At 53.6% G+C, this 26,144-nt stretch carries 12 protein-coding genes; 11 read left to right on the top strand and 1 reads right to left on the bottom strand.

From position 1 onward, the window contains the following. Positions 1 to 207 precede the first annotated feature (207 nt). From ACAW87_RS00930 to ACAW87_RS00940, 3 genes are all read left to right on the top strand, one after another. The gene (locus ACAW87_RS00930) at positions 208 to 3,291 is read left to right on the top strand and encodes a SusC/RagA family TonB-linked outer membrane protein (RefSeq protein WP_370721263.1); all 3,084 of its coding nucleotides are present in this window, start codon (positions 208 to 210) and stop codon (positions 3,289 to 3,291) included. 25 nt (positions 3,292 to 3,316) lie between these two features. After that, the gene (locus ACAW87_RS00935) at positions 3,317 to 5,035 is read left to right on the top strand and encodes a RagB/SusD family nutrient uptake outer membrane protein (protein ID WP_370721264.1); all 1,719 of its coding nucleotides are present in this window, start codon (positions 3,317 to 3,319) and stop codon (positions 5,033 to 5,035) included. A 97-nt stretch (positions 5,036 to 5,132) separates the two neighbouring features. Next, positions 5,133 to 7,607 carry a hypothetical protein gene (locus ACAW87_RS00940; protein ID WP_370721265.1) on the top strand — a complete coding sequence of 825 codons (2,475 nt, stop codon included), beginning with the start codon at positions 5,133 to 5,135 and terminating at the stop codon, positions 7,605 to 7,607. Positions 7,608 to 7,675: 68 nt separating this feature from the next. Here the strand turns inward: ACAW87_RS00940 and ACAW87_RS00945 are convergent, their stop codons facing one another. Then, positions 7,676 to 8,698 (bottom strand): LacI family DNA-binding transcriptional regulator, encoded by a 1,023-nt coding sequence (locus tag ACAW87_RS00945; RefSeq protein ID WP_370721266.1) that lies wholly within the window; start codon positions 8,696 to 8,698, stop codon positions 7,676 to 7,678. A 320-nt stretch (positions 8,699 to 9,018) separates the two neighbouring features. On the opposite strand from ACAW87_RS00945, the gene ACAW87_RS00950 reads away from it, so the two are divergent. From ACAW87_RS00950 to ACAW87_RS00985, 8 genes are all read left to right on the top strand, one after another. Then, the gene (locus tag ACAW87_RS00950; protein ID WP_370721267.1) at positions 9,019 to 12,105 is read left to right on the top strand and encodes a SusC/RagA family TonB-linked outer membrane protein; all 3,087 of its coding nucleotides are present in this window, start codon (positions 9,019 to 9,021) and stop codon (positions 12,103 to 12,105) included. A gap of 13 nt (positions 12,106 to 12,118) precedes the next feature. Beyond that, complete coding sequence (locus ACAW87_RS00955; RefSeq protein WP_370721268.1) at positions 12,119 to 13,558, top strand: RagB/SusD family nutrient uptake outer membrane protein; 1,440 nt, start codon at positions 12,119 to 12,121, stop codon at positions 13,556 to 13,558. A 127-nt stretch (positions 13,559 to 13,685) separates the two neighbouring features. Next, positions 13,686 to 14,825, top strand: coding sequence for a glycoside hydrolase family protein (locus ACAW87_RS00960; protein ID WP_370721269.1), 1,140 nt, complete (start codon positions 13,686 to 13,688; stop codon positions 14,823 to 14,825). Next, a complete protein-coding gene (locus tag ACAW87_RS00965) occupies positions 14,822 to 16,543 on the top strand; it encodes a sodium:solute symporter family protein (protein ID WP_370721270.1) in 1,722 nt (573 codons plus the stop codon). The genes ACAW87_RS00960 and ACAW87_RS00965 overlap by 4 nt, the downstream gene beginning before the upstream one ends. 35 nt (positions 16,544 to 16,578) lie before the next feature. Further along, positions 16,579 to 18,621, top strand: a complete 2,043-nt coding sequence (locus ACAW87_RS00970) for a glycoside hydrolase family 2 protein (protein WP_370721271.1) — start codon at positions 16,579 to 16,581, stop codon at positions 18,619 to 18,621. Continuing rightward, positions 18,599 to 20,887, top strand: a complete 2,289-nt coding sequence (locus ACAW87_RS00975) for an FAD-dependent oxidoreductase (RefSeq protein ID WP_370721272.1) — start codon at positions 18,599 to 18,601, stop codon at positions 20,885 to 20,887. Before ACAW87_RS00970 ends, ACAW87_RS00975 begins: the two co-directional genes overlap by 23 nt. Further along, entirely contained in the window at positions 20,880 to 23,135 is a 2,256-nt protein-coding gene (locus ACAW87_RS00980) for a glycoside hydrolase family 95 protein (protein ID WP_370721273.1), read from the top strand. Before ACAW87_RS00975 ends, ACAW87_RS00980 begins: the two co-directional genes overlap by 8 nt. A gap of 11 nt (positions 23,136 to 23,146) precedes the next feature. Continuing rightward, positions 23,147 to 26,143 (top strand): glycosyl hydrolase, encoded by a 2,997-nt coding sequence (locus ACAW87_RS00985; protein WP_370721274.1) that lies wholly within the window; start codon positions 23,147 to 23,149, stop codon positions 26,141 to 26,143. The last annotated feature ends 1 nt before the right edge of the window (position 26,144 follow it).

A 26,144-nucleotide genomic window follows, 5' to 3' on the forward strand; every position in this document is an offset into this window, starting at 1 on the left:
GAACGTTCCCATCGAATGATTAGCTTAGGTATTCTAATATATGGTATTATACTCTTTAATATTTGTACAGAATTAGGGTTGATGCGTGAAAGTGCATCTTCCAAATGGTCTGAAAGCCAATCAATGGTTTGTAACACAACAAGCAGTTGCAGTGGCTGGCGGATCGAGAACTGCGCGATTCGAACAAGTATTATAAACTAATATCGTATGCACACATCTACTTGTAAGTTAAGTACATATGCCTGTCTGTGGTTGGTGCCATTGTTCCTGCTGCTAACTAGGCCGGTCGAGGCTCAGTCTGTCCGCAACATGCTGATCAAAGGGAAGGTAGTAGCTCAGGAAACCAACGAAGGTATTCCGGGGGTGAACGTCATCATCAAAAATTCCAAGCAGGGAGCCACAACACAGGCCGATGGCAGCTTTTCGCTTAACGTACCTGAACGACCGAGTGTACTACTCATTTCCTACATCGGTTATCAGACGCAGGAGGTGACAGTAAACGCACAAACAGAGCTTACGGTCAGTTTGCAGGCTGATACTCGTTCATTGAATGAGGTCGTGGTGGTGGGCTATGGTACTCAAAAGAAAAGGGATGTGACTGGCGCCGTATCATCGCTTGGTCCCGAACTGTTTAAAGAACGCCGGGAAACGCAGGTTGCTCAAACACTTCAGGGCGCTATGTCGGGGGTAGTGGTTACCCGTAGCGGGGGCAGTGGTGCCATGGGCGGAGCTACGATCCGGATTCGGGGCGTAACGACCATTGGTAACTCCGACCCCCTTGTGATGGTCGACGGTATTCCGGTTGCCGATGTAAATCAGGTGAACTCGGCTGATATTGAGAATATTACGGTGCTTAAAGATGCAGCTGCTGCCTCTATTTATGGTTCACGGGCGGCTTCGGGCGTGATTCTGATTACCACCAAACGGGCAAAGGCCGATCAGGTTTCCATTCAATATTCGTATGAAAATGGAGTGGATAAGCCCACCCGGCTACCCGAAAAGATGGGCGTTGTGCGGTACATGGAACTGGTGAATGAGTTACGCTGGAACGATGCCGGTAACGGAACCAACCAATACCCCACCTTCACAAAGGATTTGATTGATGGATACGCCGAAAAAAATCTGGCTGACCCGAATAGATTTCCCGACACCGACTGGGTGGCCCTTACACTGCGCCAAAGTGCACCCCGAGAAACACATAGCCTGAGCATGATGACCGGCTCGAAGTTCATCAAGTCAAACGCCTCGATTCGGTACGAAAAGGTAGGCGGGTTCTATGATAACAAAGACTACAGGCGAATTTTTGCCCGCCTGAACAACGACTTTACGATCAACAAATACATTGGTGCCACGTTTGACTTTAACTTCAAACGTACGCTCACCACCGACCCTACCCACGGCGACCCGTTGGGAGAAATCCGAATCGCTTCGCCAGTTTACCCGGCTATGTGGACCGATGGGCGTATTGCCGACGGCAAAGCAGGGGCTAACGTGTGGGCCCGACTAAAAAATGGGGGCACAAATCAAAACACCTTCAACCAGATCAGCGGTCGGGTTGGTATTGATATAAAACCCATTGACGGACTGAAAATCACGGGTATTCTCGCGCCTATTTTCGATTTCAACAACCAGAAGTTCTTCAACAAGCGGGTAGATGCATTCTCGGCTACTGACCCCACACAGTTTGTGGTGACACTTTCTGAAAACGGAGCCAACGCCACCACACGGCTCTCAGAAGGACGAAATACAAACCTATCGCTTACCACCCAATTGCTGGCCAATTACGCCCGAACCTTCGGCAAACACGACATCACGGCTTTGGCTGGCTACGAAAACTTCTACAACAAGTTCGAGAGCCTGTCGGCCTCCCGTGATCAGTACCTCTTCGATGGCTATCCTTACCTGGATCAGGGACCCATCACGTTTCGGGACAACAGTGGAGGGGCAAACGAAACGGCCTACCGCTCTTACTTTGGCCGATTGACCTATGCATATGCCGATAAGTATTTGTTGCAGGCGAACGTTAGGCGAGATGGTTCGTCGCGCTTCAACGCCAACTACCGATGGGGGGTATTTCCGTCGTTTTCGGCAGGTTGGGTGATCAGCGAAGAGCAATTCCTGAAAAACCAGGATGCGCTGTCGTTCCTGAAGCTGCGGGCCTCGTGGGGTACGTTAGGTAACGAACGAATTGGTAATTACCCTTATCTGGGCATTATCAGCTTTGGCAACGCGCTATTCTATCAGGCAGGGGCGGCCACGTCGCAACAAACGGCGGCTCAGGTTCAGTACGCTATTGAAGATATTTCGTGGGAAACAACCACGTCGGTCAACCTTGGCCTCGACGCTAATTTCTTCAAAGATCGTCTTCGGCTGGTGGGCGACGTGTATCAGAAAGAAACATCCGATATGTTGCTGGCGCTGCAAATTCCCATCTTCGTAGGCTTTGAAAATCCGAATCAGAACACGGGAAAAATGAACACGAAAGGGATTGATCTCGACTTGTCGTGGACCGACCGCGTGGGTGATTTTAGGTATTCGATCGCCGGTAACGTTTCTCAATTTAAATCGGTGATGGGCGATCTGGGAGGTACTGAGTTTCTGGGTGATCAGGTCAGGCGGCAGGGTAGCGAGTTCAACGAATGGTACGGCTATCGGTCGCTGGGTCTTTTCAGAACGCAGGAGGATGTGAATAACTCGCCCAAACAAAGCACCAACGTAAAAGTGGGCGACATGAAATACCAGGATATCAGCGGGCCTGCCGGTGTCCCCGATGGACGAATATCGCCCGAATATGACCGGGTTTACCTTGGAGGATCGCTACCACAGTGGACCTACGGCGGCACTATCCGTCTGGCGTATAAAGGGCTGGATCTCGGTATGTCTATTCAGGGGGTAGGCAAACAGAACAGCTCTATGTTGGGCTTCACCGACTATAATGCGGGAAACTGGGGCCGGTTCCCTAACCTACTAGACGGTCAGACCTGGAGTAACTATAACACGCCCGAGCAAAACGCAGCCGCTCTCTATCCACGATATACCGAAACCAACAAGGGAATCAACCGGGCTTTATCTGATTTCTGGCTATTCAACGGCGGCTACATGCGCTTAAAAAACATCACCGTTGGCTACAATATCCCGGAACGCTTAGCCCGGAAAGCCCTGATGAAAAGCTGCCGGGTTTATGTGAGCGGCACCGACTTGTGGAGCCTAAGCAACTACCCTAAGGGTTGGGACCCCGAGGGGCTGGGTATTGTCACGACGCTGATTGGTGGCGTATCGGTTAATTTCTAATCTCAACAAACGTAGCTGAACACGTATGAAATCGTATCTATATATAGCCCTGACCTCAGTCCTGCTGATTGTAGCTGGCTGTCAAAATAGCCTCGACCTGTATCCGCTGGCACAGCCTTCGGCCGAAAAATGGTACTCTACCGAAGCCGAAATCGCGTTGGCCCTCAACGATCTGTACCGACCCGACTGGTGGAATCCGGACGAAGGCATCGGCAACGAAGTTTTGTCGGACGATAATTTCTACCGCACCACGCTCTCGCCCATTAAAGCCGGCACTACCAACAGCCAATGGGGTACGTCCACATTACTTTGGCGGAACAGTTACAAAGCCATTGCCCGCGCCAATCGTGCCTTACTGGCCCTGGATAACCCCGTAACCAAGGCCAACGTACCTGCGGCCAAGCTGGCGATCTATGTGGCCGAACTGAAGTTTCACCGGGCATCTCAATACGCCCGACTCATCACTTATTTTGGTGATGTTGTGTATAGCGACGGGGTTATCTCCATTGAAGAAGCCTATACCAAAGGACGCACCGACCGGAAAACGGTGCTGGCCAACGTTTATAGCGATTATGATGCAGCAGCGGCTGATCTGCCCAAAAACTACGCGGCTTCGGCCGTGAAGCGGGCAACCAAAGGAGCCGCTTTGGCCATGAAAGCACGCCTGGCGCTGTATATGGGTGACTTCAAGATTGCGGCTGATGCGGCCAAAGCCTGCATGGATCTGGCCGAGTATAGTCTGCACCCTACCTATGCCAGCCTGTTTTTGCAGAATACCAAAAACTCGCGGGAAGTTGTTTTTGGGTTACCCCGTTCCATTGCGCTGAACGTCAGTATTGGGTCTTCTAATGCGCTGGATCGCCTGACGCGCAATGCCGGAGGGTTTGCCGCCGTTGCTCCCACCTGGGATTTACTGTGTAGCTACCTCTGTACCGACGGACTGCCCATCGACAAATCGCCCTTGTTCGACCCCCGGAATCCGTTCAAAAACAGAGACCCCCGCTGTACGGCCACCCTGGTTGAGTTTGGTACGCCGCACCTGGGCTTTACCTATGATCCTAATCCAACCGCGTTGCGGGTAGCCAGGCTGAGCAATAATTCGCAGGTGACCAACAACGACAACCGGGCCAATGCACAGTTTGCCTCCTTTACGGGGTTGGTCTGGAAGAAAGGCATCGACGATACGTGGCTGCAAAACGGCAACCGGATTGAGCCCGATCAGATTATTGTGCGTTACGCCGATGTGCTGCTGATGTATGCCGAGGCGAAAGTGGAACTGAGCGAGATTGACAAGTCGGTACTAGATGCTGTCAACGCCGTTCGGGCCAGGGCGTACGCCGTAGCGCCAACAGCCACCACTGCCTATCCGGCCGTTACAACGACCAATCAGCGGGATTTGCGAAAAGCCATCCGAATTGAACGGCGTATGGAGTTTGTCAACGAAGGACTGCGCTACATGGATCTGGTACGGTGGCGGTTAGCCGAAAAAGTGTTGAGCCGACCCATCTATGGTATGCTGGATCCCAACGAGCTAAAAGCCAAAATAGTAGATAAGAATCTCTGGTTTTTTCCCAGCACACCGACTATCGACGAAGATGGTTTGGCCGATTTTAAACCCATGTTCGATGCGGGTCTGATTAAACTGATTGTACCAACGGCCTGGACCAATCAGCAATACCTGTGGCCTATTCCGGCGGCTGAGATTCAGATTAATACGAACATGAAGCAAAATGATGGGTATTAATTGAACAGGCTATCAATGAGTGCCTTAGTCAGTCAGTGGTCCCCTCTAACTGACTAAGGCACGTAAAAAAACACCCGAACTTTCTTTTCAATCCAACATGCTCAGTACAACGCTCCGAATAACCCTTGGTTTGCTTTGTGTTGCTGTTGTGGCCAAGGCTCAGCAGCAACCTGTCCGTCCTCAGTTTAGTGGTATTTATCCGCACCTGGCGTATTACAACAACGAGGGCGAGTGCGGTACCGGGGCGGTTGTGCCCTGGGCTAACCGGCTTTGGGTGATCACCTACGGCCCCCACCTGCCGTTTGGGTCGTCGGATAAGTTGTACGAAATAACGCCGGACCTGAACCTGACCATCAGGCCAGAAAGTACGGGCGGAACACCCGCCAACCGGATGATTCACCGGGAAAGTAATCAGTTGTTTATTGGCCCCTATGCCATTGACGCACAGCGGCAGATACGGACCATTCCGTACACTGAAGCGCCTGGCCGCTACACCGGACTGGCCCGTGATTTAACCGACCCCAAAAAAGACCTGCTGCTGGCCACGATGGAGGAAGGCTTTTATCGACTAAATACCGCAAGCCTGAAAACAACCCTGTTGTATCAGGACGGTAACGTGAAGCAAAAAAAGAAAGATGATGTAGCCAACAACCACGCAGGTACGTTATTGCCCGGTGCCCATGGTAAGGGGGTGTATTCGGGGCAGGGCGTGATGGTCTATTCCAACAACGGGGAGTCGGGCGATCTGGCGCTCAAGCAGTTCGATATTGAGGCGGGTGTGCTGGCTGAATGGAATGGCAAGGACTGGACGGTAGTTCGCCGGAACCAGTTTGTGGAAGTGACCGGCCCCGGTGGCATTTATGGCAATCCAAACCCGGCCACCGACCCGATCTGGGCCACCGGATGGGATCATAAATCAGTGTTGCTGGCAGTACGGGGGCAGAATAAGTGGTCGTTTTTTCGGCTTCCCAAAGCCAGTCACACGTACGATGGTGCCCACGGCTGGAATACCGAATGGCCCCGGATTCGGGATGTGGGCGAAACGGGCAAACCCGATTACCTCATGACCATGCACGGCTTGTTCTGGCGGTTTCCAGGTACGTTCTCCACGACCAACACGGCTGGCATCAGGCCCCGGTCGGCTTATCTGAAAGTGATTGGCGACTTCACGCGCTGGAACGATTGGCTGGTATTTGGCTGTGATGATTCGGCCCAAAAAGAATTTTTGAACCGTCGGAAAGAGAAAGGGGGAATCGAAGGACCGGGACAGTCGAACTCCAATCTGTGGTTCACTACGCCCAGTACTCCCGATCAGCTTGGCCCGAATACGGCAGAGGGAGCCGTTTGGCTGAATGAAGCCGTTGAGGCCGGTGGGCAGTCGGAACCCTTTCTGTTCGCTGGCTGGGCCAACCGGTCGGCTTGGGTGCAGAACCATAGCGATGGGGCGGTTACACTTACGTTCGAGGTTGACCAAACCGGCACTGGCAACTGGACAACCCTGCAAACGGCATCGCTGGCTGGTAATCAGGCTGTACGTATTCCGTTTGCAGCTAACGTACCTGGCGAATGGATTCGGATCAGAACGGACAAAGCGGCTCGGCTCTCGGCTCACTTCGCCTATGCTGCCAACGATACCCGGACCACAACCGCCAACCCAATGTTTGCAGGGTTGAGTTCGGTGCAGGCGGCAGCCACAACAGGCGGGTTGCTGTATGGCCTGGGCAACAACCGGCGGGCACTCGGTCTTTTGGCCCAACAGCATACTAGCGGCCAATCTTCGACTGTGGGTTATTACGAACTGGATGCCGCCATGAAACTCGTTCGCAAAACCAACGATTCGACGCAGGCGTTTATCAAGGCTAAATTTGCCATTCCCAAACAGGTAGTTACCATTGACCCTTCTTCGTTACTGGTTGTTGACGAAAAAGGTCGACGCTGGCGCTTTCCGCTAGGCAATGAGCGATTTACAGCGCTCACCAGTGACGGCGCTCTGCGGATTTGCCGGGAAGTGGCAACCGAACGAGACCTGTTCAATTGTCACGGTACGTTCTATGAACTACCTGCCGAAAACGCCGATGGGTTTGCCAAAATCAGGCCCATTGCCTCGCACCAGTTTCGAATCAACGATTATGCCTCGTATCGGGGGCTGTTGGTCATGACGGGTATTGATCTGGCGTCGGCAGTTGGTAAAGAGCATATTATTGTCTCCGACGACAAGAAGGCGGCCATCTGGGCTGGTGCCATTGATGATCTTTGGAAGCTGGGTAAACCCACGGGTCGGGGTGGTCCCTGGTTCAGCACGCCGGTACAGGCAAATGCGCCCTCAGACCCGTATCTGATCGGTTTTTATGACAAACGAACCCTGACTCTTTCGCATAAGGCTACGTCGCCCGTAACGTTCACGGTAGAGGCTGACCCCGTTGGTACCGGTCAGTGGATGACTTATAAAACCATTACCGTAGCCCCTGGCAAACCAGTAACGCATACCTTCCCGACCGATTTTCAGGCTCGGTGGGTACGCTTCCGCACCGATAAAGCCTGCACGGCTACAACATTGCTGGAGTATAAATAAATAGACTGAGGTTGAGCTGTGTCTTTTCGATCGTGCGCTAGCTGCTGATCGGAAAGACACAGCTTTGTTTACAGACGTTGACTCGACCCCCGAATGATTAGTTCCGTTTTCAAGACACGGGTGATGGGCTTCCAGACCGACGAATCGGTGTTGATCTGATCGAGCAGGAGTTGGGCCGACACCTGCCCAATCTCCCGCGTAGGCTGGGAGACTGTTGTCAGGCCGGGCTCGATCAGGGCAGACCCGTAATCATTGCTGAAGCCCACCACAGCCATTTGTTCAGGAATGGTCAGCCCTTGCTCTTTGATCACCTTCAGCGCTTCCAAAGCGGTTGGGTCGTTAACGGCAAAGAGCGCGTCGGGCGGCTCGGGCAGGTCGAGCAGGTACTTGACGTAAATCTTAACCTTCTCCAGATTCAGATCGTAGCTGATAATCAGCTCATCGATGAGCGGTCGTTTGTGTTTGCGGTGGGCATCTTTATAGCCTTCCAGTCGCTTGCGGCTAATGTAGAGCGACGGTGGCCCGGCCAAATGAGCGATGCGCTGCTTGCCCGACAGAATCAGGTGTTCGGTGGCTTTGAAAGCGCCTTCATAGTCATCGACGACTACTTTAGGTGCTTCAATTTCATGGCAGACCCGGTTGAAGAATACCATCGGGATACCCTTGCGCTTGAACACCGCAAAGTGATCGAAGTTCTTTGTCTCGCGCGTCATCGAGATCAGCACGCCATCGACCCGGTTGGCCAACATCACCTTCGCGTTAGCTACTTCAGTTTCGTAGGTTTCGTTCGACTGGCTGATCAGCACTGAGTAGCCCGCCTGAGCGGCAATCTCCTGCGCGCCCATGATCACGATGGGAAAGAACGACGTAACGAACTCCGGCACAATGATACCGATGGTCTTGCTCTGACTCGACGATAGGTTAATGGCCAGCATGTTCCGCTGGTAGTCCATCTGCTGAGCTAGTTCCAGCACGGCTTGCCGCGTCTCTGTCCGCACGCTTGGATGACCGGTAAGTGCCCTCGATACGGTAGATTTTGAAATGCTCAGTTTCTCGGCAATGTCGATAATGGTAACCTGATGACGTTTCATAAAAGGTGTCGATTTAGGAATTGTAATTAACCAAGAATAGCAACTCGCTCCAACAAATGGTACGAATAAAAAAATGGGAACGTTCCCAAAAAATGGGAGCGCTCCCACGAAGTATATTACTCATAACCTCAATGAAATTGTATTATATAGATTAAGATTTGTACGGATTTAGGCAGATAACAAAGTGATCTGCTCCTGACTAACTCGCTGGCAACATTGAACGCATGTTGTCTGACAAATAGGTCAAGTTGAGGCCGAGGAAGTCGTTAAATCGATTATTGCACTATTCGTATAAATACACTAAACCGCCATGAAATTGTATGTACACTTTTACGCATAAGCTAAGTCAGTATGCCTGCCTTTGTTTGGTGCCATTATTCATGCTGCTAAACCGAACTGCTCAGGCTCAGGCCAATCGGGATATGCTGATCAGGGGTACAGTGGTTGCTGCCGAAACCAACGAAGGTATTCCGGGGGTAAACGTTATAATCAGGAACTCGAAACAGGGAACCACGACCAAAGCCGACGGTACATTTACCCTGAACGTACCTGAGCGGCCGAGTGTGCTGCTTATTTCCTACATCGGTTATCAGTCGCAGGAGGTAACGGTAAACGCGCAGACAACGCTGTCTATCACCCTGAAATCTGATGACCGGTCGCTTAACGAGATTGTTGTGGTAGGCTACGGCACCGTAAAGAAAAGCGACCTGACGGGTGCCGTCTCATCGGTGAAGGCGGCTGAACTCAAACAAACACCCATTGCCAACTTTGTTCAGGGTTTACAGGCTCGGGCTTCCGGCGTTCAGGTGACCCAAAATTCGGGAGCACCCGGCGGCAGCATCAGCGTGCGTATTCGGGGTAACAGTTCCATAAGCGGAAGCAGTGAGCCGCTGTACGTTGTCGACGGTTTTCCAATTTCTGGCAGCGACAACCCCCTGGCTGGCGGGGGCAGCAGTTTTGGCAACGACAATGGTAACCGGCTGTCGGTTCTGTCGACCCTCAACCCCAATGACATTGAGTCGATGGAAGTACTAAAAGATGCGTCGGCAACGGCCATTTATGGTACTCGGGGAGCGAATGGAGTGGTGCTGATAACCACCAAACGTGGAAAGACGGGCCAAACACGGGTAAATTACGAGGGGTATTACGGACAGCAGCAAATTCGCCGGACGTCGCCGTTGATGAGTGCTACTCAATTTGCGCAGTATGAAAACGAGGTGAGCGGGCAGCCACTTTTTCCGAATCCTGATCAGTTGGGGGCCGGCACCGACTGGCAGTCCTATATTTTTCAGAAAGGGGCCATGCAGAGCCATCAATTGTCGGTGTCGGGCGGAACGGAGAAATCGCTCTTCAACATTTCGATGAACTACTTCGATCAGGATGGTATCATCATAAGTTCAAATTTCAGGCGCGGGTCGGTACGGGTTAATCTGGATAATTCGATCAGCAAAAATTTCAAGATTGGTACCAGCCTGACTTATACTTATTCGGAGAACAACGGGGCGGTAACGTCGACCCTGGCCGACGGGGCTGGCGGAGGTATTGTGCTATCAGCCTTAATGGCACCACCAACTGTTGCGCCCTATGATGCATTGGGTAATCCAACCATTTTCAGTGGTCGGTATCTGGACCTGAACAACCCGATAGCCATTGCATCGAACGTATTGAACCGAAACACCACCCGCCGGTTTCTGGGCAATATTTTTGCCGACTGGACTATTCTGAACGGGTTAACTTACCGTGCTTCGTTCGGTGGCGACCTGGTCAACGACAACCGCGACTCCTACATTACCCGGATGGTGCGGGCCGGTTCGCAGGTTGGGGGCATTGGCGGTAAGGGTAACACCTACAGCAATACATTTCTGCATGAGAGTTTGTTGAATTACCAGAAAACATTGGGTGCACATACCCTGGCTCTAACGGGCGTGTTCTCGACACAGACCCAGTTGTTATCCAGTGATGCCTCGTCGGCGCAGACGTTTCCCAACGATCTGGTGCTGAATGATAACCTGGGGCAGGCGTCTATTGTCTCGATCAGCAGTAATAAGCAGTCATGGCGATTAGACTCGTACACCGGGCGCATCAACTACAATTACAAAAGCAAATACCTGCTCACGCTGACCGGGCGGGTCGATGGGTCGAGCCGGTTTGGGGCCAACAACAAATATGGCTTTTTCCCGTCAGTAGCGGGGGCATGGCGCGTTTCCGAAGAACCTTTCATGCAGGGGCAGCAGGTAGTGAGCGACCTGAAAGTGCGGGGTAGTTTCGGCATCACCGGTAACGCCGACATTCCACTCTACAACTCATTGTCGCGCCTGAATTCGGTGGGTAACTACAATTTCAACAATACCCGCACCATCGGCATTCTGGCCGCCAACATTGCCAACCCCGACCTGCGCTGGGAAAAGAGCGCGCAGACCGATATTGGTATCGACGTCGGCCTGTTTAACAACCGGGTACAACTCACGGCCGATGTGTACTACAAAAACACAACCGATCTGTTGCTGTCACGGGCCATTCCGCTATCGTCGGGCTTTGGCTCGGTATTTGGCAACTTCGGAGGTGTTGAAAACCGGGGCATCGAGTTGTCGCTCAACGTGGCGGTGTTGAATGGCCCGCTCAAGTGGGATATCAACGGCAACGTGTCGGCCAACCGGAATAAGCTATCGCTGATCGACGGTAAACGAACCGAAATTATTCCCGGTGACGGGGGCGGCTCGGTGGGGCCATTTACCAACAACAGTGTACTTCGGATTGGTGAGCCGCTCGGTTCGTTCTATGGATATTTCTTCGATGGCATTTACCAAACCGGCGAGAATATTCCGACCGGCAGAGTAGCGGGTAATGTGCGCTACCGTGATTTGAATGGCGACGGAGTTATTTCTGCCGCCGACCAGAATATTATTGGCGACCCGAACCCGAATTACTATTTCGGACTGACCAACAACCTGAAGTTCAACGGATTCGATTTTAGTCTGTTCATTCAGGGCGTACAGGGTAACGATATATACAACGTGTCGAAACCCCGAATGGAAGGCGGTGCCGGCGGCTACAACCAATACGTAACGATGGCTGATCGGTGGACAACAACCAACCCATCGAACCGCTATCAAAGAGCCTCACAGGGGCAGCGAATCAATCAGTCGGACATTCACATTGAAGATGGTTCGTTTGTACGGTTCAAGAATGCAACGCTGGGCTACACACTACCGGCAATAGGCAAGGCAAGCTGGCTTAGAAACAGTCGTATCTATGTGAGTGCCAATAATTTCGTGACCATAACGAAGTATTCTGGCTATGACCCTGAAGTAAATACGGCCGGGCAGAACAACCTGAATCTGGGCGTGGATAACATTGGCTACCCGGTTGCCAAATCGTTTATCGCTGGTCTTCAACTAACGTTTTAAGTCTTCCTGAACCATGAAACGGATCTCCTTATTTTCCCTGCTTTTGGTTGCTCTGGTGACTGCTTTAAGTGGTTGTGAGCTGGCCGAACAGCCCTATTCATTCATTACGCCCAATCAGTTTTACAATACGGCCTCTGATGCCGAAGCCGCCCTGACGGCTGCTTATACACCCGTGACCGATCTGTATAGCCGGGTAGGTACGCAGGTGCCCGACTACTCGGCCGACCAGTGTTTTCCGCGGGCCGTTGTTGGGCGCGAGCAGTTAACAGTCTTCTCCTATGATGCTACCAACGACCTGATTGGCCAATACTGGCAGCACTGTTTCAACGGTATTAATCGCGCCAATCAGGTGCTGGAGAACGTACCCAGGGTTACGATGGACGAAACCCGTAAAAAGCAGATTCTGGCCGAGGCCCTGTTTTTGAGGGGGCTGTATTACTTCCACCTCGTCAAAACCTATGGCGACGTACCCATTAAGCAAACCAGTACGAAGGACATTGCCAGTACAGAGGGTGCTAAAAGTCCGGCAGCCGATGTATATGCGTTTCTGATCAAAGACCTGGAACAGGCCGTAAAAGACCTTCCGGCCATGCCCAAAGATCGTGGGCGGGCCGCGAGCGGGGCCGCTCAGGGTTTACTTGCCAAAGCGTATCTGTACGCAGGCAACAACGCCAAAGCGGCCGAAAATGCCCAGTCTCTGATTCAGTCGAACCGCTACAGCCTGATGCCCAATGTGCTGGATATGTACAACCCGTTACGGGAAGATGCGGCCCGGGCGGAAATGATTTTCGCTGCCGAGTTTTCGGCCCTGAGCGGATTGATCGGCTACGACCTGGTTGGATTTTACGCGCCAGCCAACTCACCCCCGGTTTTCTCGAAAACAGCTTTCGGATCGGCTTTCGGGTACTTGTCGTTCTACAGATCGTTCAATCCTATTGATAAACGCCGTCAACTGCTGGATACTGCCTACGTCAACTCGGCCGGTAAACTAATCGGTCAGTCCGACGCATCGCTGAGAGATCGCATTCTGGTGAAGAAGTTTCTGGACCCCAACTCCAACGGGGCAAACGGTGAAAACAACTTTCCTATTCTGCGTTTGGCGGATGTGTACCTGATTGCCGCCGAGGCCGAAGCACGCCAAACCGGCCCGACAGCCGTTGCCTATGCCGCCATCAACACTGTTCGTCGACGAGCCGGCATTCCTGATTTGACCCCCGGCCTGAGTAAAGATGCGTTTATCGAAGCTGTTTTGCAGGAACGGTCGTGGGAGCTTTGTTACGAAGCCGACCGCTGGTATGATCTCACGCGCACGGGCAAGTTCAAGCTGGTGGCTAACGTCCTGAATTCGTATTACCCAACACGCCCGGTACTGGATAAGCATCGCTACTTTCCGATACCCAACGTGGAGATTCTGACCAACTCACAACTGGAGCAGAACCCCGCCTGGAAATAGCATTCATTATAGGTTAAAATTCATGTAAACGGCTCTGCCGAGTGCAGAGCCGTTTCATTGTCATTGTCAACAGATTGACTTCTCTCAAAGCAAGGAAGGATTATCCGATTTGCTACTTATTAAGAACATGACTGACCGGCGCAACTTTCTCATATCAGCAGCAGCCCTATTGTCAGCAACGGCCTGTTCTGGTCGCATCCGGGCAATTGGCTCAAGTAAAACGGGCATGGGTTTAGCCATCTCCCCCGATACGCTGAACCTTAACGCCATGATGCAACCCGTACAAGCCCAGTCGGTGCTTAGCGACCCAGACTGGTTTATCTGGGGTGGTGGTATGGTACGCACCGCCGATGGAGTCTGTCACGGGTTTTTTGCCCGCTGGCCTCGTAAAGAAGGGTTCAACGCCTGGGTAACGCATTCGGAGATTGTGCGGGCTACCAGTTCCGATCCGCTCGGTCCCTGGACGATGGTTGGGCCGGTATTTGATCGCCGGGCCGGATTCTGGGATGCCGACAATCTGCACAATCCGCTCATTCAGGCGTTTGATGGCAAGTACTACCTCTACTATTCGGGTAACTACGGTCCTCGTAACGGAACGAAAGAAGGCTGGTGGATTCACCGGAACAATCAACGGGCAGGAGTCGCCGTGGCCGATCATCCGGCGGGCCCCTGGAAACGATTTGACAAGCCACTGATTGAACCAACTCCCGGTGGCACCGATCACCTGCTTACGAATTCACCCACCGTAGCCCGCCGAAACGATGGCAGGTACGTCGTGATATACAAAGGTGTATCCGACGGGCCAATGCCGTTTGGCGGTAAGGTCAGGATGCACGTAGCCCTTGGTGATAGCCCGGTTGGTCCGTTCGTGAAGCAGCCCAACACCGTGTTTGGCCACGAAACGATGCAGTTTCCGACCGACGATAACTATATCTGGAGCCAAAGCGGTAGGCTCTATGCCATTGTGAAAGATTACCGGGGGGTGTACAGTCAACAGGCCCGTCCCGGCTCGACGGAGAAAGAATCGCTTGTTTTGTTTACCTCCGAAGATGGCCTCGACTGGCGCCTGGCGGCTCATCCATTTGTTGCCGACTTCCATATTCGTTGGGCCAACGGGCGGGTCAGTGACCGGCTGCACCGCCTGGATCAACCTCAGGTATGGCTCGAAAACGGGAAGCCTTCGGTGCTTTTTCTGGCTGTGAAGGCAAAAGACGACGCGGATGATTCCGACCTATCCTACAACATTCAACTTAAGCTCAACGCGTGAATACGACCATCGACACGGCGGTAATCGTCATTTTTTCGGCCTTTGTGCTGGGTATCGGGCTACTGTTTGCCCGCACGGGCCGCAACCTGAAATCATTTTTTGCGGGTGGCGAGGCTGTGCCCTGGTTCATTGGGGGGCTCTCGCTGTTTATGAGTTTTTTCTCGGCCAGTACGTTTGTCGCCTGGGGCAGCATTGCCTACAAACACGGCTGGGTGGCCATTACCATTCAGTGGATGATGTGCGCCGGGGCATTGGTGACGGGTTTATGGCTGGCCCCGCGCTGGAAGAAAACCGGCGTGCTGACTGCGGCCGAGTACATCCGGCAACGGCTGGGGCTCACGGTACAGAAAACGTACATCTTCATTTTTACCCTTGTCAGTGTCTTCATCAAAGGCTCAGTGCTCTATCCGGTGGGTAAGCTGGTGAGCGTTTCGCTGGGCCTTCCACTGGTGCCTACCACCATCGGACTCGGCATTTTCATGATCGCCTACACGTCTGTGGGCGGGCTCTGGGCCGTGATGGTCACCGATATTCTTCAGTTTGTGGTGCTGTCGGCCGCCGTTTGTATCCTGCTTCCGCTGGCTTTCGATCAGGTAGGGGGCGTAGCGGGGTTTACGGCCAAAGCGCCCGACGACTTTTTTAACCTGCTCAACGGCGAATACACGATCGGGTTCATCCTCGCCTTTTTTGTGTATCAGGTGGCCTATATCGGCGGCAACTGGACGTTCGTGCAACGCTACACCAGCGTCGATAGCCCCAAATCTGCTCGCAAAGTGGCGTTCCTGTTCGCAGGTCTTTACCTGGTCAGCCCCATCATCTGGATGCTGCCGCCCATGATCTACAAAACGATCAACCCGTCGCTGACAGGGCTTGATACCGAAAACGCCTACCTCGAAATCTGTCGGCTGGTGTTGCCACCGGGTCTGCTCGGTCTGATGCTGACGGGTATGTATTTCTCGACCTCGGCCAGTGCTAATACTACATTGAACGTCGTTTCGGCGGTGTTTACCAATGATATCTACAAGGGTCTGCTGAACCCAAATGCCACTGACAAACAGTTGATTCGGGTTGCTCGCCTGTCTTCCTGGGGCTTCGGCATCGGTATGATTGTCATTGCCTTACTGGTTCCGTATATCGGCGGTATCGTCGAAGTGGTGCTTACCATTGGGGCCGTAACGGGCGGTCCACTGCTGGCCCCGCCCATCTGGGCACTTTTCTCCAAACGGCTAACCGGTCGCACCACCTTGCGAATCACTCTGATCACGCTCTCGCTGAATCTGGTGGGCAAGATCATTTTGCCGCTGGCTACGGGCATAAAACTTAGCCGGGCCGAAGAAATTGTCATTGGCGTGGGCGTACCCGTCGTGCTGCTTGCCCTAACCGAGTGGTTGGCGTCGCGCAAGCGGACTGATAGCCCCGACTACCTCGCCTACGAAAGACAACGCGCCGAACAACCCACGAGCACCATGGAGGAGCAGGCCGATGAAGCCGCTGAAGTGAGCCGTCAAAACCAGTTCGGTCTGCGGGTCATTGCCGTCTCGCTGGTCGTTACAGCCCTGATTTTGGGCGGATTGAGTCTACTGACTACGCAGGGAGCCGGTGTAACAGCCCTGTTGGCGGGAATTGTACTACTCACCGCCTTAATTCCGTGGCGGGCCGCAACCAAACTAAAGCCAGTAGACAAGCCCGTGAAAGAAGCTGAACTACCCTTTCCTTGAACGTACCTGCGTTTGCTCAACCTACTACCATACTCATGATTAATCGTCTCTTTATTTTCTTCTGGCTGATCCCTCTTTCACTGGCAGCTCAATACACGATTCGCGACCCAAATGCTATTCCGCTGCATGGTGAATGGCGCTTTGCCCTCGATCCCGTCGATGCGGGCGAACGAGGCAACTGGTACCGGGAAGATGCTTCGCTGAATCGGTGGGAAAAGGTAACCGTGCCCCACTGCTTCTCCGTCGATCCCCGTTTTCAGTTTTATACCGGTACCGCCTGGTATCGCCGGACTTTTCCGTTTCAACCAACGGCGGGTAAACGCGTTATTCTTCACTTCGACGCGGCCTACTACGAAACCACAGTTTGGCTAAACAACCGGAAAGTCGGCACCCACGAAGGCGGCTACACGCCCTTTCAATTCGATATTACCGATTACTTGAAAACTGGCAACGGGGCGGTGAATGCCATTGCCATTTCGGTGAATAACAACACCTGGAAAACGACGACCATACCCGGTGCGAAAGACAACAACCTGCCCGAATCGTTTCCCGGTTGGCTCAATTACGGCGGCCTTATCCGGCCTGTTTACCTGACCGTTGAGCCGGAGGTGTACGTAGACAATGTAAAAGTCGAAGCCACGCCGGATTTGGCGAAAGGTACGGCATGGCTCAGCATCAAAACCCGGATTCGGAACGCAGGGAGGCAGACCGTTACGCCAAAACTGGCCTTTCGAGTCGAGCAGAACGGTAAACCCGTCGTACTAACCTGGAAGCAACAGCCGGGTTCGGTAGCCGCTGGGCAAACAGCCTTGCTCGAAGCTGAAACCACGCTGAAAGCCGCTGACGTGAAACTCTGGAGTATTGACCAGCCGATCCTGTATGATGTGCAGGTAGTGGCTGCAACTGACACCGTTCAAACGCATTTCGGCATTCGGAAAGTGGAGGTTCGCAACGCCCAACTGTTGTTAAATGGGCAACCGATTAAGGTCGCCGGGGGAAACCGAGTGGTCGATTATACCGGTCTGGGTTCGCTGGAGCCCGATTGGGTAGTGGAAAAAGACATGCGGCTGATGAAAGAAGCGGGTATGGAACTGCACCGACTTACCCATTACACCCCTTCTGAAACCGTGTATGACTGGGCCGACCGTAACGGTATGCTGATCATCAGCGAAGCGGGTAACTGGCAGCTTACGCCCCGGCAGATGGACAACGACACCATACGCACCAAATTCAGGCAGCAGTTTCGCGAAATGGCCGAACGCGACTGGAATCACCCCAGTGTGATAGCCTACAGCGTGGGTAACGAGTACCTCTCCGAACAACCGGCAGGGCAGCGGTGGACGAAAGACATGATCGCCTACGCCCGTGAACTCGACCCAACGCGGCTCTACACCTTCGCGTCGATGCGGCTCAATATTTTGCCTAAAAAACCGGAAGACGAGGCCAGCCAGTATTGTGATTTTATCTCGACCAACACCTACGGCAATCACGCCAACGTGCTGAAACACATTCATTCGCTGTATCCCGATAAGCCGATTTTTATCAGCGAATATGGTACGCGGGCCGATGGGAAGGACGGTGAAGCCGGACAGGTGACGCACCTTGATAAATTCCTGACAGATATCCGGCAATTGCCCTACGTGGTGGGGGCGTCGTGGTGGTCGTTCAACGATTACCTGAGTAGGCACGACGGCACCAACCCCGATGGCACACGTCCGTGGGGCCTTGTCCGGGGCGATCGCTCGAAACGCCCGCTCTACAAGGCGCATCAGACCGGTATGGCCCCCGTAACGGTAGAAAAAGTGAGCCTGGTTACGGGTAGTGCGGGCATGCATACGATTACCCTGCGCGTTACGGCCCGCAATGACTTTCCGTCCTACGCGCTTAAAAAATACCAGCTCAAAGCCGATAAGACCATGCTGACAATTCCCGATTTATTACCGGGGCAGAGCGCCAATCTCACATTTCAGGTACGTGGTTTCGACAAGGCAATGCCCGTTGACATTAGTAAACCAACGGGCTTTACGGTATTTACTCAAACGATTGATTTAACGAATGATACGCGAACAGGCAACTGATAAACGTCCCCTTCGGGCGGTACGGCACGACGCCGATTTACTGGTAATAGGCGGAGGGCTTTCGGGCGTTTGCTGCGCCATCACAGCCGCCAGGGCTGGTATTCGGGTGGTGCTGGTGCAGGACCGGCCCGTGCTGGGCGGAAACTCATCGAGCGAAGTGCGGCTCTGGGTGCTGGGGGCTACGTCGCACATGGGCAATAACAACCGCTGGGCGCGCGAGGGGGGCGTTATCGATGAACTCCTGCTCGAAAATCTGTACCGAAACCCGGAAGGCAACCCGCTAATTTTTGATACCATCCTGCTCGAAAAAGTAGTTACTGAACCCAACATTACCTTGCTGCTCAACACGGCGGTGTACAGCGTAAACATGGCCGGTGAAGCTACCGGGCGTATTGAGTCGGTACAGGCGTTTTGCGCGCAGAACAGCACGACCTACGAGCTGGAGGCACCGCTGTTTTGCGATGCATCGGGCGACGGTATTGTTGCGTTTCAGGCCGGGGCAGCCTTTCGGATGGGTGCCGAATCCGCCGACGAGTTTGGCGAAAAGTTTGCCCCATCGGCCGATTATGGCGAGTTACTAGGTCACTCCCTGTATTTCTATACCAAAGACACCGGCAAGCCCGTACGCTTTGTGCCGCCCGCCTATGCGCTGAGCGATATAACTCAGATTCCGCGCTTCCGTTCGTTCAATACCAGCGACTACGGCTGTCGGTTATGGTGGCTGGAATATGGCGGTCGGCTTGATACTGTTCACCACACCGAAGACATTAAATGGGAACTGTGGAAGGTGGTGTATGGCGCCTGGAACTACATCAAAAACTCGGGGAATTTTCCCGAAGCGGCCAATCTGACGCTGGAATGGGTGGGGCAAATTCCCGGAAAACGCGAAAGTCGCCGATTTGAGGGCGACTATATGCTTACTCAGCAGGACGTGGTGGAGCAACGTACCCAACACGATGCCGTGGCCTTTGGCGGCTGGAGCATCGACCTGCACCCGGCTGATGGTGTTTTCTCGGAAAAACCCGGCTGTAATCAGTGGCATAGTAAAGGCATTTACCCTCTGCCGTTTCGGAGTTTCTACAGCCGGACGGTATCGAACCTGTTTTTGGTCGGGCGCATTATTTCGGCTTCGCACGTGGCCTTTGGCTCGTCGCGGGTGATGGGCACGAGCGCACATGGCGGTCAGGCAGTGGGAATGGCCGCTGCCCTTTGCCGCCAACAAGGATCGCTTCCCCGCGACATTACGGCCGAGCCACGGCTGCTCAAGGCGCTGCAACAAGCCTTGCTCAAAACGGGTCAGCATATTCCCGGTTTCAGGCTGCACGACGAGCGGGACCTGACCCATCAGGCCACGCTCTCAGTATCAAGCGAGTTGGTGCTGACTGAGCTGCCGCCCGATGGCCCTATGTTTGCGCTACGGCATTCGGCCGCGCAGATGCTGCCACTTACGGCGGGGCGGGTTCCGCAACTGACGTTTTGGGTGGTTGCCGCCCAAAACACGACGCTGACCGTTGAGTTGCGGGTAAGCAGCAAACCCCAAAACCACACGCCTGACCAAACGCTTAACCGGCGCGAAATCAGCCTGAGCAAAGGCAAACAGCCCATCAGGCTAACCTTCTCCGAAACCATGCCTTACGATGGGTATGCCTTTATCTGTTTCCTGAAAAATGAACACGTATCGGTTCAGTGTAGTCAAATGCGGGTGTCGGGTATCGTGTCGGTATTCAACAAGACGAATCCGGCCGTGTCGAACTGGGGCAAACAGGAACCTACCGACGACATTGGCGTAGAAGCGTTTGAGTTCTGGACGCCCGACCGTCGACCCAAAGGGCATAATCTGGCCGTTCAGATCGAGCCGGGCCTTCGGGTTTTTGGATCGGAGAACGTGCGAAACGGCCTTCAGCGTCCCACCAACGTACCCAACGCCTGGGTGGCAAAACCCACTGACCCGCAGCCGACGCTTACGCTGACCTGGCCCGAACCAAAGCAAGTTCGTGAAGTGGTCCTGAGCTTCGATACGGATTTCGATCACCCACTCGAATCGGTGCTGATGACCCACCCCGAAACAACGATTCCATTTTGTGTCCGTGATTTTGTGGTGTGCAACGACAGGCAACAGCGGGTGTACGAACAGGCCAACAATCACCAAACCCGCCATCTAATTCAATTTGATCAGCCAGTCAGCACAACCAGCCTGAGTTTTCACCTCAATGCCATGAACGGAGCCGCCCCCGCTTCGCTGATGGAGATTCGCTGTTATGAATAAACGAACCGGAATTCTATTGCAACTAACCGCAAGCCTGTGGTGGGTTGTCCTGCTGACCGGCTGGCACGCTGTAACAGGCCAACCCACCCGAACAGATGCTGCAGCAACGGCGCTCTGGTACACGAAACCGGCCGTGCAATGGCTCGAAGCCCTGCCAATCGGTAACGGCCGAATGGGCGGGATGGTGTTTGGCGGTATCCGGTCAGAGCGCCTTCAATTCAACGAACAGTCACTGGTAACCGGCACCACCCGGAAAGTCGGCTTCTATCAGCCCTTTGGCGATCTATTCGTTGACCTCGACTCAGTTGGCCGTGTGCGTAACTACCGGCGTGAATTGAATCTGCAAAACGGCGTACATACGGTTGACTACGAAGCAAACGGGGTACGTTTCCACCGAACGGCTTTCGCCAGTTTCCCCGATCAGGTGCAGGTACTTCGTTTTACGGCCAGCAAGGCAGGTCAGCTTTCCGGACTTATTCGCCTTACCGATGCACACCAGGCTCCGATCCGGGTAGAGGATGGTAAACTGATCGCTACCGGAACACTCGAAAATGGCATGGCCTACGAATCGCAGGTACGTGTGGTAGCCACTGGAGGAACTGTTACTGCCACTACCGCCGGTATTAACGTCGATAAGGCTACTGCCGTTACGGTGCTACTGGTCGCCGGTACATCGTTCGTCAACAATGAAGCCCAAAACTTCGTCGGCGCGCATCCTCATCAACTGCTCAATAGCCGATTAGCCAGCGCAGCAGGTAAATCGGTGGAACAGCTAAAGATGGCTCATGTGCGAGATTATCAGGCGTTGTTTGGTCGGGTCAGCCTGCAACTGGGGTCGGTGGCTGGAGGGAGCCAGTCACCGACCCCAGACCGACTGTTTGCTTACTCGCAGGGAAAAGCAGATCCAGCCCTCGAAGCTCTGCTGTTTCAGTATGGGCGGTATTTGCTGATCAGTTCGTCGCGCCCCGGTGGGTTACCTGCCAACTTGCAGGGTTTGTGGAACAACAAAGTAAAACCGCCCTGGTATTCGCAGTACACGACCAACATCAACGTGGAGATGAATTACTGGCTGGCCGAACAAACGAATTTGCCTGAATGCCATATGCCGCTCTTCGACTGGGTCGATAACCTGGCCGCAGTTCAGAAAAAATCAACTGATCCTATGCTGAAGACGGATAAGGGATGGATCATCTACAGTACCAACAACAGCATGGGGGGCACATCGTCCTGGCATATTCACCGGCCGGGTAGTGCCTGGCTAAGTCAGCATTTTTGGGAGCACTACGCGTTTAGTGGCGATAAGACGTTCCTGAAAAATAAAGCATATCCCCTACTTAAAGAAGTCACCGAGTATTGGGCGGGGCATTTGGTTGTTGGGCCTACTGGAAAGCTGATCACTCCCGATGGATGGTCGCCCGAACACGGACCGGGTCGGAATGAAAAGGATGTGGCTGAATACCCCGGAGCTTCGTACGATCAGCAGATTGTCTATGACCTGTTTACCAACTATCTGGAAGCGGCCCGGATACTGAATCTGGACAAGAAACACCAGCTTCTGATTGATAGTCTTCGAAATCGGTTGCTGGGTCCCCAAATCGGCAAATGGGGCCAGTTGCAGGAATGGATGAACGATGTAGATGACCCAGAGGATCACCACCGGCATATTTCACACCTTTTTGCCGTGTATCCAGGTCGACAAATTCATCCTCAATCAACACCCGACTGGGCTAAGGCTGCTCTGGTGTCCTTAAATGCGCGGGGCGAAAAAAGCGTTGGCTGGAGTTCCGCCTGGAAGATCAACCTGTATGCACGACTTCGGGATGCCACTCGCGCCCATGCCCTCGTTCAGCGGTTGGTAACCGCCCGTGATCTGCAAAAAACAAATTACTCATTCGATGGTGGCTCATACCCAAATCTTTTTGGCGTGGGGCCGCCCTTTCAGATCGACAGTAATTTTGGCTATACAGCGGGTGTAACCGAAATGCTGTTGCAAAGCCATACGGGCGAAATCGATCTATTGCCGGCCTTACCCGCTGCCTGGCAAGACGGCTCAGTAACCGGCTTACGTGCGCGGGGTGGCGTCACGGTCGATATGCGCTGGAAAGCCGGGAAGTTGATACAGACGACGCTCACTGCCGGCACGACAGGTACGTATACGGTACGGTATGGTACGCTGGTAAAACAAGTGCAGCTTGTGGCGAAAGAAAAGAGTCGCCTAAATCATCTACTGTCAGTGATTACGAACTAACTCTTTCACCGATGAAATCATCCTGTCAGGTTAACCAACATCATTTTCACGTTTTGCTCCGGTTCATACTGGTCTGTGCCGGATTACCCGTAGCGATTGCCCAATCGCCATCAACGCTGGAGAACCGATTTCGGAATCCGCCCGTAACCGCAAAGCCTTATGTCTGGTGGCACTGGATGGGGTCAAATTTTTCGAAGGTAGGTATTACCAAAGACCTCGAAGCCATGAAAGAGGCTGGCATAGGCGGGGCAACTATTTTTAATCTCTCGTCGGCGGTTCAGGAGACGCATGTGCCCACTCAAAATAATCCGTGGCCTCATCAGACCTATCGCAGCCCGGCCTATTGGGAGGCCTTGAAACACGCAGCCGCAGAAGCCAGTCGGCTAGGGCTGGAAATTGGCCTTCATAATACCGTTGGGTACTCAACAACCGGTGGCCCCTGGGTTACGCAGGAGCGAGCCATGCAAAAACTCGTTTGGAGCAAAACCAATGTTGAGGGAGGTCAACAGCTAAGCGTAGTCCTCGCTGAGCCGCCGAAACCCATCTTCACCGGCTGGGGCAGCACCCGGACCCCGGCCACCTATTACCGGGATATGGTGGTGTTGGCGCTACCCGAAAAGGCCAATGCCGGTATTCGGGATGTGGTTGATCTGACGGGCAACATGACGGCAAACGGGCAATTAACGTGGAGCGCCCCCGCTGGCAAATGGACCGTTTACCGAATTGGCCACTCACCCACCATGGCTAACCCACACCCCGTACCTGACGAGCTTATTGGCCATTCACTAGAGGTCGATAAAATGAATGCCGACCAGACGAACTTTCACTGGGATCAGGTACTGGAGCCACTCAAAAATCACCTGGGGCCTTATCTGGGCAAGTCCTTCCGGCATATGCTGATCGATAGCTATGAGGCGGATCATCAGGACTGGACGGTTGGTTTGCAGGACGAATTCCGCCGACGAAAAGGCTATGATCCGCTTCCGTGGCTGCTCTGTTTCACCCCGTCGCTAACCGGCACAGCTGACAAAGGCGAGCGGCAGATTCTGGAAAACAAGGAGCAGACCACCCGGTTTTTATGGGATTACCGCGATGTGATCAGTCAGTTATTTTACGAAAAGGGCTGGGCCATTGCTAAAAAGAAGCTGAACGAAACGGGGTTGACCCTCCAGTTTGAACCTTATTCGGGTCCGTTCGATATGCTGGAAGGTGCCGCCCTGGCCGATTTGCCAATGGGCGAGTTCTGGACGCACCGAACCTGGGAGGCCACAAACCCGATTCCGGCCGTGGCCCATGCCACAGGTAAACAACTTGTGGGTGCCGAAGCGTTTACAGGCCGGCCGGAAACCAGCCAGTGGACAGAAGATCCGGCCTTTCTGAAACAGTCGGCAGATGGTGCCTTTGTGGGCGGTATCAACCGGCTCATTCTGCATCACTGGGTCCATCAGCCTTTCGATGATCGGTACCAGCCCGGTATGGGCATGGGGTGGTGGGGCACGCACTTTAGCCGTCATCAAACCTGGGCCGAACCCGGAAAAGCGTTTTTTGCGTATCTAGGCCGCTGTCAGGCGCTATTGCAGTCAGGTCAGCAGGTAGCCGATTACCTGTGTGTGGGTAAACTGGAGGGGTTTGCCGATGTGTTGTCTATCCCCGACTTCCTGCGCGACAGCATTCGGGTAGAAAAAGGCAACATCGTACTGGCTTCGGGACGTACCTATCCGTTCATCGCTTTTCCGAAGACCGGGCAAATGCTACCCGAAGTGGCCCGAAAAATAAAACGGCTCGTAATGGCGGGGGCTACGGTCGTGTCGGCCCGGCCCACAACGTCACCGAGTCTGGTCAATTACCCCGCCTGCGACGACACGCTACGTGTCCTTGGCGAGCAGTTGTGGGGCGCCAATAAACCGGCCCACACAGATCAGAAAGGAGCAATACTGCCTACAGTCGCCGAAGCCATTCGCCGGTTTGGTATCCAACCCGATTTTGTCGTTGAATCGGCCAATGATGCCAGTAAGGTGCATGCCGCTCATCGGCGCGAGCAAGGCAGTGATCTCTATTTCGTTGCCAATCAGGCAGACGTACCCCAGCGGGTAACCCTGTCGTTTCGCATCGCTGGAAAACAGCCGGAGTTATGGCAAGCCGAAGATGGTAGCATTCGAAACGCGCCGGTCTGGCAACAGAAAAATGGCCGGACCAGCGTACAGCTTTATCTGAAGGGGTTGCAGTCGGTGTTTGTCGTGTTTCGCAAACCCGTTTCCAACGTCGATCACCCCATTCGCGTTGCGGTTGCCGATACGGCTGTTCACTGGATTGTCAATGCCACGGCAACCGGCATCCCTATGTTGCAAAGCCAAGAGTCGCTCCAGGCAAACGTGACGTATTCGTCGGGCAAAACGCGCCGGATTACCCTGGGCGGTCAGCCAGCTCAGGAACTGAAAGGGGAGTGGCGGGTGGCCTTTACGCCGAAGCTAGGCACACCGTTTCAACGGTCATTCACCCGACTGGTCGATTTTAGCCAGCACCCCGATACGGCCGTACGCTACTTCGCCGGCACGGCGGCTTATCAGAAAACCATGCTGGTGAAGTCGACGGATCTGTCTCGAAATCAGCGCCTGTTTCTTGCTCTGGGTGAGCTCAACGACCTGGCTGAGGTCAGTGTCAACGGAAAAAAACTCGGCGTTCTCTGGTATCCACCCTATGAGCTAGACATTACTGATGCGTTGACAGTTGGTCAAAATCAACTGGAGATCAAGGTGACCAATAACTGGGCTAACCGGCTAATAGGCGATGAGCAATACCCGGCCGATTTCGACTGGGGGCCAGACCGAGATGATAAGGGGCGAGCTATAAAAGCCTACCCCGACTGGTTTATCCAGCAAAAGCCCCGGCCATCGGCGGGTCGAAAAACGTTTTCGGTCTGGTACTACCACCGGAAAGATAGCCCGCTCCAACCTGCCGGACTTGTTGGGCCGGTGCGTTTGGTAGCTGTTCAACAAACAGGGTTATAGC

Origin of the sequence: Fibrella aquatica (assembly GCF_041321135.1) — a bacterium.
Lineage (GTDB): Bacteria > Bacteroidota > Bacteroidia > Cytophagales > Spirosomataceae > Fibrella > Fibrella aquatica.